The sequence below is a fragment of the Bacillus marasmi genome, assembly GCF_902168435.1.
GTDB lineage: Bacteria > Bacillota > Bacilli > Bacillales > Cytobacillaceae > Bacillus_BU > Bacillus_BU marasmi.
In genome coordinates this window covers 382305-402639 of the sequence record NZ_LR656164.1, presented here as the reverse complement: position 1 = coordinate 402639, position 20335 = coordinate 382305, and the positions used below count along the sequence as shown (strand labels likewise).

Below are 20335 nucleotides of genomic sequence, written 5' to 3'. Positions count from 1 at the left end.
CCACTTGCTCATAAGGAGAAAGCTTTCCATGAAGTTCCGCAATTGTCATTGTAAGACCACCACCTATGCGATTATCATTAATTATCAAATTTCCCATCTTCTTTACAATATTTTACACCAAAATTATCCAAACCCTTTTCACATTTATGGAAAAATACTTACATTTTCTATTCGAAATTTTTGATAAAATTTAATCAAACAGTTGAAGAAACTATTTCTTGGGTACTAAAAGATATTGAGAACTTAAGTAAGTGATGGGGTGAAACAATGAATACAACACCAACCGCTGAAGATTTTTCGAAAGAAATTGAAAGATTAATAGCTATTGCACGTGATGAGGGTAAAAGTTTTATTGAGTTAGTTTCAGCAGATATTCATAAAAATGTTGGGGGCTATCCATCAAGAAACCACAGAATGGCAACTTGTTGTACTATAATGTATTCTTTAATGAATTCCAGAGATGAAATTATTTCGGCTCCTCCAAAAGGTAAAGGAGCAAGTTTAAAAATCAGATACTATTTGTAATATTTAATTGTGATATTTCCTCTTATGCCAATACGGCAATATTTTTTCAAAAAGAACCACAGGGACAGTCCCATATCCCTAGTAAAAATAGTAAAAGGATATTTATGTTGAAATGGTAAAATTATGCATAAATATCCTTAATTCTTATTCATGAAGGACTGATCACCCTCCACAACATTTCTTAAATTTCTGGCCGCTCCCGCAAGGACAAAGATCGTTTCTGCCAATCTTTTTACCAGTCTGGAAACTAATGACCTCTCCTGTTTTATCATGTACTTGCTGTATTGTCTTCTGTTCACGGACCGATAACTCTACTGATGTATAGCCTTTTAAATACCATTCTCTCGTATTATTCATAAGAAGAACTACGGCATCCATCAAGTTTTTCATATCTTCTAAGCTTTCTATTGTCAGTTCAATCTGAATATATTGAATCAATTGAGCAGGTTGATGTCCCATTTTCACATGAATAATAAGGTCCTCAATAAGCAATATCGCTTCTTGTTTTGGCATTCGATATTTCTGTGTAAAAAGCGATAAAAGCTGCGTATAACCCTTTGGACGCTCCACAAAATTCATATCACCAGCTTCAAGAAGTTGTTTCTTCGTGAATGGATAATAGCCAATATTCTTTCTTGATGCTTGCTCCTCTAAAATAGCTAATGGATCTAGCACCTCCCAATAAGAATAGCCATACTTATCAATGTAAAATTCTTGGTAACATTCCATTGCATTAAAAATCACATCAAAGAATGAAAGATAATCTGGATGAATCGGCGTATATTGTTCTACTAAACTCACTAACTCATTTTGAGGCACTGTTCCATAATAATAGAGTAATCCTCGGGTTATCTTTATCCATTCAGTATTCCGCTTAACATCTGTAAGTATCGTTTCGTCCTGAACAATCTCCTGTATAGTTGGTAATAATTCTATTGGAATCATGATGACAGGATTGTCACTCCGAAAATCAGTGAACATAAAACCAGTTTTTTGGAAGTATTCCATCTCCTCTATTTCTATATTCTTAGAACTTATGACTCCATTATTAGCAAGGATTCTTTTGATTATAGATAATTGTCGCTCATCGAACTGTCTAATCAGATTACTAAAAAACAAAGGGATTCCCTCTGCCAAATATTCAATTAACTCAGCCTTCTTTAAGGAACTAATATTTTTGATCCGCAGCTTTTTCCGAATATCTTGTAGCTCTGCAACTTTTAAAGAAGATAAACCTTCCTTTAATGAACCTATTCCAGAGATTTTTTCCTTATGACTCTTATTATTGTTTACTACCATTAGATACTCCTTTCAATAGTACCATCGTTGACAGCATCAGAAGACACAAAGCAATTGTTGATGCTGGGATTGCCTATGAGGAAGATATCGGCCGGTTGTTCAACCCACAAGGAGACTCTCTCATAATTGTCTGTTGTGCAAATGATTGTTAACGATGTTAAATGCTGAATCAATCTATATAATTAATATTGTTACTTTCACAGAATTCCCTTGCAATTTCCTTATAGCAATTATTTCGGTAGTCATACCATTTGCTTACTATTCCTAAACGAATTGCATTGTCTTTAAAGCGCCGAAATGCTCCTTTTCCTTTAATGGAATGGAGTAATATTTCACTTTTATTATTATCCTTTAGACTAAAACAAAAATTTTCCATCATTCGATACTCATTAATTTCAATACAAGCTCGGAGTGACACATAATCCTCAAAATTTTCAACAATGTCAATGGCTAACTTCAGTTCATTTTGTTGCCACTCTGGTAAAGTTTCAAAATCCTCTTCTTCTTCAGCCATCGATAATTCATCAAGAGAGACATAAACGACTCCCCCTGTTTTTAGATTAAGGTATGCGCGGTTTTCCTCTGACTGCATCTCAATTCCTTCTATTATATCTTCAAGTTTCACTTTCATAGAATTTGACCTCTCTTTGAAAATAGTTCATGCTCCTCATATGTCTATTTTTCTAACAGCTCCTGCAATCTTAGGAGACGCTGTTTTGAAGAAATCTTTACCACACTTGCTTCGATACTCAATAATAATCACCCCTAAGTTCTTCCAAGTGGATTCGTTTAAAGTTCGCGAATTTCATCTTCAGTTAATCCTGTTAACTTAGCAATTTCCGTCAGTGATAATCCTTTTTTCAGCAAATTCTTTGCAACGATTTTTCTTCCTTCTTTTATCCCCTTTCGATAATATCCCTGGAGATTGCTTAATTGATCACGCAGTTCTCTTAATCTCACTTCGTATTCAGCACGGTTTTTCTTATCTGCACTTAAATTTTCCCATTCAATCAAGGCTTCGCGAACTTCTTCGATATTCATCGCCCATTCCTCCAGTTCTTCCAAAATTTAACTATTTTGGATTTCCGGCTTAATTGCTTAATCTGTACTACTTAGACATGAAGAAAATGATTCAGTTGGAGGATTCCATTTCAGTGATATTGAAAGATGAGAACATTTTCTTTAACTATAGGTTTTTCTTTAATTCCTCAATCTCAAAACTGCTTAGTTTAGTAATTTTGGCAATGAGCTCAACCGATAATCCCTCTTTTAGCATTTCAAATGCAATTTGTTTTTTTGCTTCTTCTTTCCCCTTACGATGATAGCCCTGGAGATTGCTTAATTGATCACGCAGTTCTCTTAATCTCACTTCGTATTCAGCACGGTTTTTCTTGTCCGCGCTTAAATTTTCCCATTCAATCAAGGCTTCACGAACTTCTTCGATATTCATCGCCCATTCCTCCAGTTCTGCCAAAATGTCACTGTATTGAATTTTCCGTTTTGCATCAGCCGCTGNTTGTTTTTTTGCTTCTTCTTTCCCCTTACGATGATAGCCCTGGAGATTGCTTAATTGATCACGCAGTTCTCTTAATCTCACTTCGTATTCAGCACGGTTTTTCTTGTCCGCGCTTAAATTTTCCCATTCAATCAAGGCTTCACGAACTTCTTCGATATTCATCGCCCATTCCTCCAGTTCTGCCAAAATGTCACTGTATTGAATTTTCCGTTTTGCATCAGCCGCTGATAACATCATTAGCCATGGCAATTCGATTTCATTTAGTTCTTTCAATTTCCGTCTATATTTTTTCCATTGTACCATGAAACTGCTAAGGTCAATCAAATGGAATTCGAGTCGGTCAGATCAAAGCAAAACAGCGCTATTGTCCCACTATTAACCTAATATTTTACAATTCACAAATGAAAAACGGCAAAAAAATGGTCATGACTAAGAACCAAATTCCCTGTCATGACCTTTTATCGTTTTTCAATGTAACTGGATTGAGCACTGAAAAGTTAAAAACTTATTATTGCAAGAGTCTATGATTGATAATATTCAGGCAAATATACAAACCGACCCCTTGCTTCAACTCAAGAGGAATCATTTAAAGTTCGCGAATTTCATCTTCAGTTAATCCTGTTAACTCAGCAATTTCCGCCGTTGTTAATCCTTTTTTCAGCAAATTTCTTACAATGATTCTGCTGCCTTCCATTATTCCTTCTTTTATTCCCTCTTTTTTTCCTTCTTTTATTCCTTCTATTTTTCCTTTTTCAACTCCTAACTTAATACCTTCTTTAATCCCTTCTTCTTTCCCCTTACGATGATAGCCCTGGAGATTGCTCAATTGATCACGCAGTTCCTTCAGTCTCGCTTCGTATTCGTCACGGTTCTTCTTGTCCGCGCTTAAATTTTCCCATTCAATCAAGGCTTCACGAACTTCTTCGATATTCATCGCCCATTCCTCCAGTTCTGCCAAAATGTCACTGTATTGAATTTTCCGTTTTGCATCAGCCGCTGATAACATCATCAACCATGGCAATTCGTGTTCATTCTGTTCTTTTAATTTCCGCCTATATTTTTTCCATTGTACCATGAAACTGCTCAGGTCAATCAAATGGAATTCAAGTCGGTCAGACCAAAGAAATCCTTCTTCATCTTCCATGATATGGAATTTCGTATGAAAGCGGTCAGTTTCCGATGGGAATAAAGGGTAGTTAACTATCGTGATGAAAATGGTGGGTGGTAGTAGCTTGTATGAATCGCCTGAATTTAGGGAAGAGGAAAACATTCGTGACCAGTAATAAAGTGTCCGTTCTGGCATATCTTGCTGGTCCTTGATTTGGACTTCGACATTAATCCTTTCTCCTAGTGTCGTGAATACAGTGACATCGAATCTTACTGTTTTACCATCGGTGCGATCTTTTACTTTTTCTGTATTTTCGAAGGTTAGGTCAATAATACGATCGGTCCCCTTCCTCCCTAAAATAGCATTTAGAAAAGCTATCGTAATATGCTTTCGGCTAGGTTGTCCAAAAAGTTGTTTAAACATAAAATCCAATTTCAAATCTAAGTATTCTTTTTTCATTTGAGGATATTCCTTTCAGGGGAGTAATAAGAAGTACGTATGTATTTTATTGCTCTTAGTTGATGATGAATAGCATTGACCGCTGCCAACTCTGTCTGTCGGCCAAACAACGGTAAGTCACGATAGCTTGTTAACTAAAAATCTCTTTTGCTTTTTCCTTCATCTCATTGAATCGTTCATTTAATGGTTCGAGGATCATTCCGTCAGAGGTAAACTGCCTTACTATAGACCGTAATTCATGTCTATTGAAATTTCCCTGATCATGGATTTTATATCCCCTTCCGTTAAGTTTATACCTTATCATAAAACTTTCGGCTTTCCTCCCTCTTTTTGGTATGATTTGAACAAAATTCAATACTGCCTCCTGGCACGTACAATCAGGATTCATACAATATGAGTCAGCAATCAAAAATAACTTTCCGTTGTACTCTAATTCGAAATAATCAGTATCTGGATTTGGAAAAACTTCAGAATAACAAACACTGAGACCTCTAACAATCTTACTCATTACTGGATTCATAAAACGGCTCCTTTATAAAAAATTTTGGTCGAACAGGAAACAGTCCCCTTTTCCAAGTGATTAAATGACTTTTTTTTAGTTATTAAGAGAGGTTTTGATGAGATGTCTTGATAGCAGGTTTGAGAATAATAGAAATGAAAGGGGAGAATTCAGATTTAATAGAAGGAATGCTGGATTGAACAAATATTATTTCGTTTTGGCATTTTTTTACCTCCATTCTGAAGGATGTAAATTACATTTTGCTATATTTCAAAATTATGGTACTTCCTTGGGTAGTAGTATCTTATGGCGAGTTCAGCATGATGAGGAGCAGTAGCGTTGGTAGCAAATAAATACCATCACCAGATGAGGTTCTTGGATAAAATATCAATGGCAACAAGTAGCAATAACTAAATAGCTCTCCAATAAAAATAGATTTAGGCTCTAGATTATAACATAAAGGATTTCTAAATAAATGGATGAAAAATAAGATGAAAAAATGATTGAATGCTGAAGTACGAAGAGTATCGCAGAAAAATTGAAGTAACATCGTTATTATAATTTGTAGTGAAAATAATAACTACAATCTAAATCACAATTCACAAAAAATTCAAAAGGTGCCTGGCACCACCCGATTTTTCTTGTTTCACAGATTTTTGTGAAACAAGATTTTTCGGGCGGTGCCTGGCACCCTATTGTAGCTTGTTTTGTTTATAGACCTGCTTGTTCTCATACATCAGTTTATCGATTTGTTTTTGAAATTCCTCTGCTTTCATGTGGGAATGGTAATCATAGACCGTGTAGCCCATACTGAAGCCAAGCTTATAAGGCTGGGCACTAGATTCATTATATTTTTCAATAGAGCTATTAATTCTGCAAACAATCTCTTCTAATTCATCCCTGTTTGATATATCTAGAACAATACAAAATTCATCCCCGCCATAGCGAGCGATAAAATCATTTGATCTTAGACAGCTTTTGAGAAGTTTCACAGACATCTTCAATGCACTGTCTCCTAAATCATGACCGAAAGTATCGTTTATTGATTTAAAATCATTCAAATCTATCATAATTGCTGAAAAAGTCTTATCCTCGGTACACTTTCTGATTTTTTCCTTTAAGTATATTTCTAGATTTTTGCGGTTATTTGCTTCTGTAAGATAATCAATGTGGAGGCTGCGATTCTGTATATTTAAAAATACAATCAATAGGGAAATCACAACACTGTTTAACATTAGTGATATTCCATAAAATGCAATTTGCAAAAAGATACTCACAAATGGTGGAACCGCAAAAAACACAAGCGAGAAAAAATGTTTCTTTTCAATTTTTTTATGATTAACGATTATGATAACAAAGGCGATGAGAAGCAGCACAATAGTAATAGAAGCAGAAAGCAAGAAGAGAGGACCACGGTGGTAAATATTATTTGAGTCAATATAGTAAAACCAGCCAAAAAATTGCGATAATATTACCATTACCGCATTTGCACCATTAATAGCTATTAAAGGATAATACAACCGCCTCGTTTTCCCCTCATCCTGAAACACTTGGAAATGAACATATAGTAACCATAATGACGGTAAGATTGCATTCAGCAGGAAAACTAAAAAATTCCCAAACCGATTTATGACTGAATACATTAAATATGAATTCCCATCAAACCGACTGAATATATCCGCCGCTAGCATTAGTATCGTAATTTGTAACATCCTCATAAAAAGCTTATACTGCAGGGATTCTTTTTCATCATGACTTAAAGAATGAAAGTAGATAATAATCAAAAGTATTATTGAATAGATATTTATGCCCAAGTTATATACTAAATTCATACGCTTACCCGCCTTGTGAATTATCTCTCAATAATATCATTCTACTATTTTCCACAAAAGTTATATAGGGAAAAGAACGCGTCTAAGTAACTGTCTGTTTTTAAATCATTTTCTATCCTTAATATTAAAAATGAAAAAAAGTCAGTACATAGAACCTTATTCTTGTACTGACCTTTTAAACCTATTTGCCAAGCAAACTCCATCTGAATTGTGTTACGGGCGGATCCTAACAATTCAGGTGGAAAATGTTGAGTTAAAATATGTGACGGGCACTATCCAAATTTTGGTTAGTGCCCGTCATTTTATATTCTTTCATTCTAACAATCCTTCGTATTCTTCTTTGTACATCCATTTGAAGCCACAGGTTGATTTCCGTTTACCTTTACATACCGCTGATATGCTATGGATATTTAATGACTTTTGTGCTTCAATTATACTGTCCCAATCCTTGATAAACTCTCCATCTAAAGTTAACTGTACAACTTTTCTTGAACGCTTTTTAGCACTGATTTTAGCTTTAGCAATATTACTTAATCTTAACTCTTCTTTTGAATCGTAATCACACCAACTTAGAATTTTTCCTTGTTTTAGATATTTAATTATCGTACTTCTATCTAATCTTGTAGCCCCAATAATTTCAGTTGTTTTTTTTCCTTCATTCCATAAATCACAAACTGTTTTCACTAAACTATGACAAGCTGCTTCATGACATTTTTCCCAATTAATATTTTCTAACTTTATCAAGGTTTTCAGAGTACTTGATTCGATACTTTTTTTGATATATTTAATTGTTGACTCTCCACAATCTAATGAAATGTAATTTCCAATGTGATTTTCTTTTGCAAGTTTTTCTTTTAGGATATCGTTCTCTACTTCTTCTTCGCCAGTTCTGCCGCCAAAAGCACTAAAACCCTTTTCATTAGAATGTTGTTTACCATGTGTTTCAATAATGCAGTTGAGTAATGGAATATAAAAATCATATTGCTTATTTCCACTTAACTTAGAATTATCATGTAGAATGTTTTTCGACCATTCGAATATTTGTTGATATTTAAAATCAATCCCTAATTGTTCTAATAAATTAAAAACAAACTTTTCCGGATAACTAATCCCATCCGAACATCGTGGACATGAAAATCCAGATAGAGTGACTCTTTTAACTACTACATTTTTTTCAAAACCACAATGTTCGCATTGAAAATCTTCTTTTTTATGCGTTCCTGCAATAAGTTCATAACCCTGTTGTTTGTTTTTTAACAATTTAGCTATATGAGGATGTGTGGTCCATAAATCATTAAATCCTACTAACAATCTTTGTCCTGCACAATAAGGACAATTACACCCCATTGATGTTCTTAAGGCAACGCTCATATCATATTCGTGTTTATACTCAGGACATATCCATAAATAATCATCAGCACTTCCATACGAAATATCTTGTGGGGGTTTCGAATTATGATGACTAAACTCTAACAATAAATATTCCATATTATTATTTAAAGCAAAATATTCTAGTGATTTTTCATATGCAGGATTTTCTTTTCTATATATTCCGCCTGCTACCGCTCCACATTTTTGACAGCGATCTTTCCCATCTAAATTTCGTTTCCTTTGGATGTTATCGTATTTTTGGTTAGGGATTTGTATCCCACAATCATCACAAATTTTAGTTAGTTTTACATCTGACCCTTTTTGCAAATGCTCGACCTTAACCCATATTTTTGTTCCTTTTGGGGTTCTTGTACGCCCACGATTATCTATACGTCTAGGAATGGAATACCCCAAGTTTTCAAAATACTTCATTGTTCTACCTGCTAAAACTATCTCAACTTCTTTTTCCAGTATCGCCAACCTTTTTCCCTCCGACGGTTTTGGTTTTACACTGTTTATGTTATTTATATAAAAATTCACTAATCTTGAATTTCCGCTAGAACCTAGCATTCCGTTCCGTTATACAGTTCTTTTTTTTTTAAAAGTAGTGGTTACAAAAAAATAGACCACCCCACATAATTTTATGATACCTATAGATCCTCATCACTAGTAATCTATTTACAGTTATGGAATTTATCACACTAACGAACTTGTTTAGAAACGTATTCTATTAAGTTGAATATAAATCCTATATTTGTCTACACTGTAAAATGAAAAATCTCATGTCATGGAGTGTTGCACATTGATTAATATCGTGGGTCAGATCATGCTTTATGTAAATAATCAGGAAGAATCGTTGAAATTTTGGAGGGATAAACTAGGGTTTACACTTATAGGTGAAACTGATAACGGGCAAGGCATGAAATGGTATGAAATTGCTCCATCAAAGGATGCTCAAACAAGTATCGTCTTGCATAATAAGGAAATGGTTGCGAAATTTTCGCCGGGTGTCAATTTAGAAACACCTTCATTAATGTTCTTCACAAAGAATGTTGATCAGCTTTATCAAGAATTCAAAGCTAAAAATATTACAGTCGGTGAAGTCATCAATATGCCTGAAGGAAAGGTATTTAATTTTGCTGATAATGAAAATAATTATTTTGCCATAGTTGAAAAATAATAATGCGAATTACAACACAAATAAATGATAACTTGAGAAAGATTATTTAGTCACTCAAATATTGCAACCGATTAGTTTAATAGGCGGAGGAATTCCGCTTAAGGAGTAAATATTGTGGCATAAGAAAGCACCTCCTTAATGGATACAAGTATCGTACAAGGAGATGCTGCTCGTTAATATGCGTAGTTTGAATTCGAGCTTACAGTTAACGTTAATTGACTTGAACTACAACAGTCCTTACCTTATATTCCTGTACCGGTTTTTTGGAACTGCTGCTTATTGTCACTATTTTCTTTCTTGCTGTTTGCAACACTCCGGTACGAACCCCAAGCAATAAACAAAGTCATCATAAATATGAGGAGTGTGAATACTGCGTGAAAAATACCAATCCAACTGAATGTAGTATAATATTGGAAGTTGAAAATAAAGAATAACAAAAAGGTCAATGCTCGATACAATTTATGAATTTGACCAAGATTACCGACAACAAACATTACGACTGGAACAAACTCCATAATGTATACTAAGTCTTTGTGGTATTTCCAAAGTCCACCATCAAAAAATATAGCCAAACCTGCTAAAGAAATTTGGATAAAGAGACCAATTAAAAGCAGCCATGCTAACAGTATAAATAAGGTTTGAAAGTGTTTTTGAATCTTTCCTGTACTAGTGCTTTGTAGCTGCTGCATAATATCATTATTTTCTTTCTTTTTGCTTACAACAAATCGATATGAACTCCAGGCTACATATAAGGAAATCATAAATAAGAAGATGGCAAGAGATGCATGTATAGCACCCTGCCAACCATATTTATTATAGTATTGGAATTGGATCATAAAGAATAACAAAAAGCTCAATGCATGATGCAATTTAGTAATCCCACCAACAATCCCCAAAATAAACATAATAGCTGGAATAAACTCAATTACATTCATGATTGTTCTATGTATCTGCCAAAGTCCACCATCAACAAAAACAGCTAAGCATGCTAAAACAATTTGAGTGGCGATTCCAAGCAAAAGAATCAATGCTAACAGGAAAAATAAGGTTCTAGAGTGTTTTTGTAACTTTGTCTTAGTTTTATCATTTATTCTCATGTAAAACTCCCCTTCAACTCTACTTTTAATAACGAGAAATGCCCCCAATCCATTCTCCTTTTTTCTTTTTAGCAATATATTTATTTTATTAATATTTTTAAATCTACCCTATTATTAATGTCACAAAATTTTGTTAATCCCATTAGTTTTTACTCTATTACAAAAATATAAAGAACATATGAAGAAAGAGCCGATAATTATATCAATATTGTAAAATAAAAAACACAATTGCTATTAAGCCACTAATAGTTAAGGAAGTGAGATTAATCGCATTCTCCGAATAAAAAAATAGTGCATTAACCCTTTTTAGGATTAATGCACCAATGGAATATTTATTATTTTGCTTTAAGCTCGCTGCCTGTCACCCATTTATGGTTCGTCACCTTGTCCCCATTAGTAGTTAGGGTGAAATCGATCATATATACCGTAGTTTCTTCAGCTGAATCTATTACCGCTGTTACACCTTCCATCCCTTTCATGTGATCGGCATTTATCTGTACTTCAGCTCCAGGTCGGAAAGGTTCCGTTCCTGCATCAAGAAGTTCTTCATGAATCACCCATTTATGATTTTCAACTCTTTTTCCGCCATTTGTTGGATTATAAGAAATTGTATATACAATTGTATCATAGGCACCAACTATGGTTGCCTCAGCACCTTTCATTCCATCCATATGCCCTTCTTTAATGATAACTTTGTCTCCTACCTTATAGGTTGAATTTTCTGCAGCTTTTAAAGTGTCTGGTACATCGCCATTTCCCGAATGATCCATCATCGAACTATGGTCTTGCATTGTTTCCTCATTTTGATCTTCATGCTCGTTATTTCCAGAACAAGCAGATAGGGTTAATGCAGTAATAATTGAGACAATACCAATTATTAATTTTGTAATTTTCATATTTATCACCTCGACGTTTTTTGCTAAAAAAAGAATACAAAAAACTTATGTAGAAAATATGAATTTCCAAAAAAGAAATGACATAAATCACAATTAACTATAAAATCATTTACGAATTTAACTTAATAAGTCATCAGATGTTAATTTGGAAACACCCTCTCTATTATTCTTCAAAAAATGTTAATCAACTTTATCAAGAATTCAAAGCAAAAATTTTACAGTCAGAGAAGTAATCAATTTGCTTGAAGGAGCGGTATTTAATTTGCTGGAAAATGAATATTTTGCCGTAGTAGAAAAATAGAACAAACTAATCCAAATTGGGAGCTATATATAAAAGAACCACCTCGTTAAAAGGTGGCTCTTTTATTGAATTCCAGCGAATGTATCATCGAAAAAAAATCATGCCGCATCTTTACTACAAATACTTAACCCAATAGTAAATGACATAAAGCCAGCCCAACAATCCATGAAAAATCGCCCATGGGATGGATTTCCATGCAGTATACGAGATTACTATTGCCAAACATGAACCGAAAGAAATACCCTTCTTAATGATTTCCTTTTGTTCGCCATTCTTAATAATAACTTTTTTACTCATCTTAATCCCCCTCTACAAATGGAAATACTTGATATGCTCCATTTAAGCTATAGGTCCAAAATAGTATGTAACAATCACTGAAAGGATAGCGGTCATTGCTCCAATAATAACTCTATTACTCTTCTATATTTTTCACCCTATAATCATGCCGATGACCATTCATTACAATGGCTTTTCTTCATTATAACCCAGTTTTTATAAAGATTCCTTGATTGTTGAGTAGTGCAGAATGAGTGAGCCAACTATGCGCAGTTTTAAGCCACTGTTTGCGGACATCTGAGCAGGTCTGTGCGGAATCATGAGTATAGCTTGGGGGATTTTAGGTTGTTAATGGCCCGATCTGCTGAATAGAGGGAAAAATTCCACTTAATTTTTATATTGCATTAAAAATAGCTTGAATAGAGGGAGAAATTCCGCTTATTGAATTAAAAAACGTGAAAATGAAGGATTATTCTTTGCATAACGGGAAAAATTCCCCTTATTTACCCCAAACATGAGTGCCATTCTGCATTTAAGCGGAAAAACTCCCCTTATTTTACTTCAGCTAATTACTTAATTAAGGACGAAACTTTTTACTTAAATGGAGTTTTATCCAGAATGCAGAGAACCTCATTTCGAGGTATTACAGTGACCGACAAGTAATTGAATACTTCAATTTTCAATAAAAGGGTACCCTTTAACAAAGGATCGGCGATTATTTTTTATTTTAGGCATATATTGTGGAAGTGATTTTCACTATGAGCTTTGGAAGATATTATGAAGAATTGTACTTAAATTAACAATGCAGGATATTTGAATAAAATTTAAAAGGAGAGCATGATAAATGCTCCCCTAGTTACTAACGACGATGTTCAACTAGGTCGATTGCTCCTAGTACTATGTGGGCTAAACCAAAACCGAATACTGTGTTTGCAATCATTTTATTGGAACCGCGTTTTTGTTTCAACGCGTAACCAGTAGCAGAAACTGCGGTACCCAATAATGTTGGGATCATGCCTTCACGAATATTCAAAATTAAATCCCTCCGCATCGAAGTTAGTTGGTGTATTAACACCAATCATATTTTTAGCGGTAATTTCATTTATTATGCTTTTTAAAATTAAGAGGATGAACCTGCATGAGATAAAGTTTAGTGGTTTGGAAAAATATGATAAAATTTTTCTATTTTGTGTCATTATGAAGTCGATAGGCGTTCATTACTTTATTGCCCCAGCTTGTAGCTCGTTCGAGTTCGCCATCTTTTAGCGGGCCTTTTTTTCCTTTAATAAAAAACGCTTCAGGGGGCGCGATTAGTTTATAGCCTTTTCCTTCCATGGTGGCAGCAATTTTTTCGGACGCATAGCCAAAGATTGCTACCAGTTTCGTTGTGAATCTTGTATCAAATGTTGCTACTTGGATGCCATTAACAATAGATTCAGGTACTCTGTCCAGAAATTCCTGCATAACCTGTGTAGGTCTGCCCCCTTGGGTGGGAGATCCGAGGATTAATAGTTTCAATCCCTTTAATTGTTCTAGTTTCATATGACGTACATGCACTATTTCGATTTCGTCTTGCGAACCAGCATGTCCAATTGCCTCAGCTATTTTTTCTGTATTACCATAAAATGAATCGTAAATGATCATCGCCTTCATCTTTGTATGCCTCCAATTTGATCTCCCTCTATTTTCGATATGGCTGAGCCCAACTGAAAGAGCCTCCTAGCAACCAAAACCAACCAAATTGACCAAGGTACTAAAGATACCAGCGAAAAATATAAACCCAGTGTTCCTGCTGTAGATGGGATAATCATCAAAATACCTGCCAAGATTCCCAAATAGGCGGTTGTTTTACTAAAAATTTTGCTACGAAGCATGACAGGGGAGATTAAAAACAGAACAATCGTGTTGAGAACGTAATAGATATCAAAAGCAGTGCCCTTGTATGTTTAAAGCATTACTTGACCAGAGGTTAGGAACATTATCCTTTGCGCTTCAGTTATAGCTTCAGAATATTGACTGCTGAGAGAAAGCATCTCAAAGGCTGTATTCGAAGCAAAATAGGTGGCAATTCCAGTGACACCAAAGACGACACCAATTAGCATAGCAGATTCACCGTACCGTTTTAAAACTGTGTATAGAGCAAGATAAATGATGATTAAGAGAATGCTATCCACTATATAAAGGAGGTCAAGGCTCACTAAGCCGAGAAGCCAGTTGTTGTGAAATAGTGTAAAATAGCCTTCGACTGTGTCGGGAGGTGGCCAAACAATAAAAACAATAATTTGAATGATCATTAAGACCAACATGGTAAGAGCAGCCACTCCACCTGACTTCCAGAGACCCTTCCATCGCAAATCACACCCATCAACATAATTCAAATGATTTTTCAGCAATCGAGACATGTAGTTCATCTCCCTTTGGCCTTTTTTAGAAGGCTGTGTATTTCAGAAAACCACAATAGAAAAAAGAAGATTTAGGTATCTCTAGAAGTCCACCGACAATTATTCATTTAATATTCCGACACTTTCGAATCCATTATATCACTGATAGGATAATTCCAGAATCTAGACTAAAACCGAGGTAATTAGAATGTAATGTCAAACAAAATATCTACCAAATTCCTTTTGATGGTTCCGAGTGATATTTTCCGGCACACTAATTTTATTATCTAATTGAAATGAAACTAAGTAGGAGTGCCTATTCAAAAATAATGGCCTGGCAAACCAATCTGGCAAACATTTACAGTGTGATTATCGAACTTTTAGATAAATCTCATTTCAGATTTAACAGATTGTTAATATTTTTTAGGTATACTTTTAATTGGTTATTATTCGCCTCTATTTGGCATTATGCCCTTCCATTTGGTAGGGCCTTTTTTAGTTGCAAACTTACTTACAAAAACCTCACGAATCATTCACCTTGTCTCAATCAAAGTTGAATGCGCCAAAATAATTACCATCAGGGTCTTTAAAACCAAATCCGTCTTTTGGCTTTATTGTTTGTCTTGATACAAAAACATCATTTTCTAATAAAAACTGATGAAATCCGACTAGGTCAGGTATATAAAAATCAATAATGTTATTTTCTAAACTAGTTGTTGTGTTTTGAAAGGATAGGGGTGTTAATTTATCCGTTTGAACAAGAAATAGTGCTGGAGAAGCACCATCAGGGAATCTAAAAATGGCTTCATGGTCATTCTCCCAAGTTGGCTTGAATCCAAGTATTTTGGTATACCATTCAATCGAAGCTTTTATATCTGAAATAGGTATTTGGATCATATCAATCTTTTTTATAAACTGCACAAAACTTCCTCCCTGTTAGTTGGTCATCATAATTATTTTTTTATAATCTTCTTCATCACTTTTTCCTTTGCTAGATCATCGACTAGCTTATCCAAATAAGAAGGGCCCGAAGTACGTCTTTTCTTCGAGCTATACTTTCAACCCTCAAAACCATTTAAATCACTCTATTAATCCGTATTTGTTTTTTGACCTACAAACTGAATCACGTGACACAAACCATTATGAAGTTCGCCTTCATGCCGAACAACTTCTCCCGTAAAAAAGTGGAGGATTCGCCAATCTCTAAAGGTATGCAAAAATTCTTCAGGTTGATATAACAAATTTATATCTTTTGGTCCACCACTATTATAAGGAATCTGCTGTTGTGAATATACTTCCGTTATGTAATAACCTCCTGGTTTAACTGCCTCTTTTACACCTAAAAGTGTTTTTCTCCGTAATTCCTCCGGAAAATGACCAAAGATACATACAATTTGGTCCCATTTATCTGTAGACCATTTTGCATGGTTTAAATCAACGAGTTCAGTTTGTACCGCTACTCCACGCTCTTTAGCAAGTTTATTTGTTTTTACTAACCCGGATTCTGCATAATCCCATGTGGTCACATTTGCTCCATGCTCGGCTAGAAAAACCCCATTACGCCCTTCTCCCTCTGCAATCACTAAAGCATCACCTGACAATTGAAGTTTTTTCTGAATTTCCGCCAAAAAAACATTAGGTTCCTTTCCATAAACATAATTCTCTGTTTGGAAACGCTTATTCCATTGATTCACATTACAACCTCACAATATTAGTCACTAGATTTTATATTAAATTTATTAGTTACAAATTGATTATAGTAAGACAATTTTCCTTGTTTCAAAAAATAGAGTCAAATTTTAAGCGCGGTATGGATGCATGGACCGGAGAAGTTGTGAACCAAACTAAATTCACAGTCCCTAATGATGATTTAAGCTAAGTGTGGAATTTGTGATAATAGAACGGGTCTTGCCAACTGCCAAAAGTATGGACAAGACCCTTTTATTTTTAAGCGGAATTTCTCCGCTTTTATCGGCTTCATATCCTACACTTTATACATTAAGCGGAAATTCTCCGACTATTAAATCTCTTGTCCCACTGAAAAATAACAATGATTAGTCACAGAGCATAAAGAAAAGAACCCATCATTCGCGATTGTACTTTCATTAATAATTTTATTAAAAAAATCTACTAGATTAAGTGTTACCTATTACCTAATTGGCTCAGGCACATCTCTTGAAAAGAGTGCTAAAGTTTGGAGATATTCTCACCTTTTTATTATTTTTATTCTGTTATTGTTTAATCTTTATTTTTTCCTTTAATTCCTCAATATAATGTTGTGCAGCTTGAGCAGCAATGCTGCCATCTCCGGTGGCTGTTACAATTTGCCGCAATGTTTTCTCACGGATATCACCAGCAGCAAATATTCCTGGTATTCTAGTTTCCATTTGATCATTTGTTTCAATGTAGCCATTTTCATTGGTAATACCAAGGTTTTCAAAAGGCATTGACAATGGAAGCATTCCAACATAAATGAACACACCGTCAGCTTTAAACTCCTGTTCAGTTCCGTCTACTGTTGAAACTAGAGTAAGACTACCGACCTTGCCATCTTTCTCATTAATTTCTTTAACGGTGTGATTCCAGATAAAATGAACTTTTTCATTAGCAAAAGCACGCTCTTGAAGAATTTTTTGCGCACGAAGCTGGTCACGTCGATGAATGATGGTTACTTTTTTGGCAAATCTGGTTAAATAAACACCTTCCTCAACAGCTGAATCACCACCACCCACAACGACTAATTCTTTTCCTTTAAAAAACGCACCGTCACATACTGCACAATAAGATACACCACGCCCGCCAAGCTCTTTTTCGCCTAGCACACCAAGTTTCTTATATTCAGCACCAGTTGCAATGATAACAGAATAAGCTTTATATTGTTTAGTTCCGGCAACGACCGTTTTGGTATCGCCATTATCAATGATTTCTTTTATATCTCCATAAGCATATTCTGCACCAAATTTTTTGGCATGTTCAAACATTTTTGAAGATAAATCTGGACCTAGAATACTTTCATAACCAGGATAATTTTCTACTTCTTCAGTGTTAGCCATTTGACCACCGGGAATCCCACGTTCGATCATTAATGTAGACAAATTTGCACGTGAAGTATATACCGCTACTGTCATTCCTGCAGGACCAGCGCCAATAATGATAACATCGTAAATTTTTCCTTCGGACATATAATACCCTCCATATATGTGGATCACGCTATACCCCGCTTATATTTTCAACCCAAGGGATGTATCCTAATAGGTTTATTTATAGCCTCTGTGCGTGATCAAAAGTAAGAATTAGCTGAAAGCTTTGTATATCAAGTAAATTGCTCCTACCAGGAGCCATACAAACGTACCAGGTCATATCGGAATCGGTTGTTTAACCTGTTTTCCATCGCCAGAAACGTTTGGTCTCGTAATTCCTCAAGAACCAGTAGTCGCGCAATCATCCATTTTGTTTGGTTCTTTAGACATATTATTTCCTCCTAAATTTTGTATTTTCATCATTTTTATTCAGGATTCCAATTAAACTTTGTTCTGCTCTAAAGGTAGCCGTCATACTACCTATAGCTTTATTTTATACCCTTAGGGGTATTTAGTAAAGATGTATTTTTTTAAAAAGGTGTGTTAGCTCTAAAACAAGTCAGCGGAGTTAGTTTTATTAAATGTCCATCTTAATTTTGTCAGATTTGTCACAACAAATTATTATTTCGATATCATTTTTTCAGAATCTATTGATTATCTATTATACCCTATGTAGTATATTACTTATTAACAAATACCCTATAAGGTATAATTGGAGGCTAACATGAGTAATCAAGTATCAAGACGTGATTTTATAAAAAATTCTAGTGGTGCTGTATTATTAGGGACTGTTGTTTTGTCAGGAGCAGACAAAGCATTTGCACAATCGGATCAGTCATCAGAAAAAGGGACTGTGATTGATCTTACCCTTTGTGATGGCTGTTCTGCAAAGGACACCCCTGAATGTGTATTAGCATGTCGAACAAAAAACCAAGATAAATTTCCAAAGGTAGATCATGAAAAAATAAAACCGTATTGGCCACAGAAAACATATGAAGACTGGTCAGACAAGCAAGATTTGACAAACCGATTAACTCCATACAATTGGACATTCGTGGACAAAGTAGAAGTTCAGTACAATGGTACAACTGAAAATGTATTTGTTCCTAGGAGATGTATGCATTGTGATAACCCTACTTGCGGTGGAGTTTGTCCTTTTAGTGCTATTAAGAAAGATGAAAATGGGGCTGTCGTTATCAATGATGAGCAATGCATGGGAGGGCAAAATGTCGCGATGTTTGTCCTTGGGATATACCACAAAGACAAGCTGGAGTTGGTTTATACATGAAACTCGCTCCTGAATACTTAGGTGGAGGGGTTATGTATAAATGTGATTTATGCGCCGATCTTCTAAAAGAAGGTAAAGAACCCGCTTGTGTAACGGCTTGTCCTAAGGGGGCAATTTCATTCGGAACGAAACAAGAAATGAAGGATTTAGCATACTCCCGTGCAAAGGAAGTATCTGGATTTGTTTATGGTGATAAAGAGAATGGTGGAACATCAACGTTTTATGTATCAAAGGTTCCTTTTGAATCAATTGACAACGCTATCAAAAGAAAGAAGCAAGAAACAAATGATCTGAAACCTGGTCTTCCCCACATGGAAGTGGAAATGGATAATAAACTAGACAGTCTTAGTGGAATGGCACTTAGCGCAGTGATTGCACCCATTGCCGGTATCGCAGCCGCAGGATTTACCGCATATAATAAACTGAAAGGAAATAAAGGACATGATGAAGAATAAACCGAGGAAAATTTATAGACAAAATCTATCAAATCGTCTTGTTCATTGGGGAATCGTTCTATCTATTTTTTCCCTTATTATTAGCGGGCTAGGTCAAATGCCCATGTATAAGCGCTACAATATTGTCAAACTACCAGGAGCTGAATGGCTAGGAGATTATTCCATAACACTAGCAATGCATTATATTGGTGCTATTCTACTGATTTTTATTGTTTTTTATCACATGTTTATTCACTTTTTCATGAAAGAGTATGATGCAATTCCCAAACGTGGAGATGTAAAGGAATCTTGGAAAATCATAAAAGCAATGATAACTAAGGGTGAGGAACCACCTAGTGAAAAATATCTTGCAGAACAGAGACTTGCATATCTAGCAATAGGGGTAACCATACTAGCACTTGTCATCACTGGATTTATTAAAATTGGAAAAAATGTATCCTTTATTTCCATACCACACTCAATTGTATATATTTCAACTACCATTCATAACATCGCTACCTTTGTTCTTATTTTTCTAATCATAGCTCATCTTGCAGCTTTTATCGTGAAAGCAAATCGGAAACTACTACCGGGGATGATTACTGGATATGTTGAGGAAGATTATGTAAAGCATAGACACATAATATGGTATAAAAAAATAAAAGAGAAACAGCAGTAAATAATATTTTATTAGAGGTGAATAGTAATAGCCTGTCTCCTGCCTTTTAAGGCTAGTTGACAGGCTATATTGCTATCGTGCCACCTTTTCATTTGTTAGTTTTGTATAAACACC

General features: G+C 34.9%; 21 protein-coding genes. 5 read left to right on the top strand and 16 right to left on the bottom strand.

The features are described from left to right. The first annotated feature begins 267 nt into the window (after nt 1–267). Nucleotides 268–525, top strand: a complete 258-nt coding sequence (locus FXW34_RS01955; RefSeq protein ID WP_147532283.1) for an HNH endonuclease — start codon at nt 268–270, stop codon at nt 523–525. Nucleotides 526–687: 162 nt separating this feature from the next. Here FXW34_RS01955 and FXW34_RS01950 read toward each other — a convergent pair whose 3' ends face one another. The 7 genes from FXW34_RS01950 to FXW34_RS01915 form a co-directional block, all read right to left on the bottom strand. Continuing rightward, nucleotides 688–1824, bottom strand: coding sequence for an SEC-C metal-binding domain-containing protein (locus FXW34_RS01950; protein ID WP_147532282.1), 1137 nt, complete (start codon nt 1822–1824; stop codon nt 688–690). A 169-nt stretch (nt 1825–1993) separates the two neighbouring features. After that, entirely contained in the window at nt 1994–2455 is a 462-nt protein-coding gene (locus FXW34_RS01945; RefSeq protein WP_147532281.1) for a UPF0158 family protein, read from the bottom strand. Nucleotides 2456–2613: 158 nt separating this feature from the next. Next, the gene (locus FXW34_RS01940; RefSeq protein WP_147532280.1) at nt 2614–2865 is read right to left on the bottom strand and encodes a hypothetical protein; all 252 of its coding nucleotides are present in this window, start codon (nt 2863–2865) and stop codon (nt 2614–2616) included. Between the two features lie 1061 nt (nt 2866–3926). Further along, the gene (locus FXW34_RS01930; RefSeq protein ID WP_147532279.1) at nt 3927–4907 is read right to left on the bottom strand and encodes an Rpn family recombination-promoting nuclease/putative transposase; all 981 of its coding nucleotides are present in this window, start codon (nt 4905–4907) and stop codon (nt 3927–3929) included. Nucleotides 4908–5037: 130 nt separating this feature from the next. Further along, nucleotides 5038–5427, bottom strand: a complete 390-nt coding sequence (locus tag FXW34_RS01925) for a hypothetical protein (protein ID WP_147532278.1) — start codon at nt 5425–5427, stop codon at nt 5038–5040. Between the two features lie 671 nt (nt 5428–6098). Beyond that, entirely contained in the window at nt 6099–7238 is a 1140-nt protein-coding gene (locus FXW34_RS01920) for a GGDEF domain-containing protein (protein WP_147532277.1), read from the bottom strand. Nucleotides 7239–7550: 312 nt separating this feature from the next. After that, nucleotides 7551–9089: a zinc-ribbon domain-containing protein gene (locus FXW34_RS01915; RefSeq protein ID WP_187118797.1), complete on the bottom strand. Its 1539-nt coding sequence runs from the start codon at nt 9087–9089 to the stop codon at nt 7551–7553. A gap of 322 nt (nt 9090–9411) precedes the next feature. On the opposite strand from FXW34_RS01915, the gene FXW34_RS01910 reads away from it, so the two are divergent. After that, a complete protein-coding gene (locus FXW34_RS01910) occupies nt 9412–9789 on the top strand; it encodes a VOC family protein (RefSeq protein ID WP_147532275.1) in 378 nt (125 codons plus the stop codon). A 242-nt stretch (nt 9790–10031) separates the two neighbouring features. Here FXW34_RS01910 and FXW34_RS01905 read toward each other — a convergent pair whose 3' ends face one another. The 9 genes from FXW34_RS01905 to trxB form a co-directional block, all read right to left on the bottom strand. Beyond that, on the bottom strand, nt 10032–10886 hold the full coding sequence (locus FXW34_RS01905) for a DUF6220 domain-containing protein (protein WP_147532274.1): 855 nt from the start codon (nt 10884–10886) through the stop codon (nt 10032–10034). Nucleotides 10887–11221: 335 nt separating this feature from the next. Continuing rightward, complete coding sequence (locus tag FXW34_RS01900) at nt 11222–11782, bottom strand: YdhK family protein (protein WP_147532273.1); 561 nt, start codon at nt 11780–11782, stop codon at nt 11222–11224. A 415-nt stretch (nt 11783–12197) separates the two neighbouring features. Then, nucleotides 12198–12380: a hypothetical protein gene (locus tag FXW34_RS01895; protein WP_147532272.1), complete on the bottom strand. Its 183-nt coding sequence runs from the start codon at nt 12378–12380 to the stop codon at nt 12198–12200. A gap of 838 nt (nt 12381–13218) precedes the next feature. Beyond that, a complete protein-coding gene (locus FXW34_RS01890) occupies nt 13219–13392 on the bottom strand; it encodes an asparagine synthase (protein WP_147532271.1) in 174 nt (57 codons plus the stop codon). Nucleotides 13393–13541: 149 nt separating this feature from the next. Beyond that, entirely contained in the window at nt 13542–14012 is a 471-nt protein-coding gene (locus tag FXW34_RS01885) for a flavodoxin family protein (RefSeq protein WP_147532270.1), read from the bottom strand. 293 nt (nt 14013–14305) lie between these two features. Further along, nucleotides 14306–14761, bottom strand: coding sequence for a hypothetical protein (locus tag FXW34_RS01880; protein ID WP_147532269.1), 456 nt, complete (start codon nt 14759–14761; stop codon nt 14306–14308). A 522-nt stretch (nt 14762–15283) separates the two neighbouring features. Continuing rightward, nucleotides 15284–15661: a VOC family protein gene (locus tag FXW34_RS01875; RefSeq protein WP_147532268.1), complete on the bottom strand. Its 378-nt coding sequence runs from the start codon at nt 15659–15661 to the stop codon at nt 15284–15286. Between the two features lie 167 nt (nt 15662–15828). Next, nucleotides 15829–16434 (bottom strand): SAM-dependent methyltransferase, encoded by a 606-nt coding sequence (locus FXW34_RS01870; protein ID WP_147532267.1) that lies wholly within the window; start codon nt 16432–16434, stop codon nt 15829–15831. Nucleotides 16435–16971: 537 nt separating this feature from the next. Beyond that, entirely contained in the window at nt 16972–17922 is a 951-nt protein-coding gene (gene trxB, locus FXW34_RS01865) for a thioredoxin-disulfide reductase (RefSeq protein ID WP_147532266.1), read from the bottom strand. Nucleotides 17923–18544: 622 nt separating this feature from the next. Between trxB and FXW34_RS23535 the strand changes: the two genes are divergently transcribed. From FXW34_RS23535 to FXW34_RS01855, 3 genes are read left to right on the top strand one after another with little or no spacing between them, the layout of a single operon-like run. Continuing rightward, nucleotides 18545–19108 carry a 4Fe-4S dicluster domain-containing protein gene (locus tag FXW34_RS23535; protein WP_187118796.1) on the top strand — a complete coding sequence of 188 codons (564 nt, stop codon included), beginning with the start codon at nt 18545–18547 and terminating at the stop codon, nt 19106–19108. After that, entirely contained in the window at nt 19030–19563 is a 534-nt protein-coding gene (locus FXW34_RS23530) for a 4Fe-4S dicluster domain-containing protein (RefSeq protein ID WP_187118795.1), read from the top strand. The genes FXW34_RS23535 and FXW34_RS23530 overlap by 79 nt, the downstream gene beginning before the upstream one ends. Continuing rightward, on the top strand, nt 19550–20221 hold the full coding sequence (locus FXW34_RS01855; RefSeq protein WP_147532265.1) for a formate dehydrogenase subunit gamma: 672 nt from the start codon (nt 19550–19552) through the stop codon (nt 20219–20221). The genes FXW34_RS23530 and FXW34_RS01855 overlap by 14 nt, the downstream gene beginning before the upstream one ends. The last annotated feature ends 114 nt before the right edge of the window (nt 20222–20335 follow it).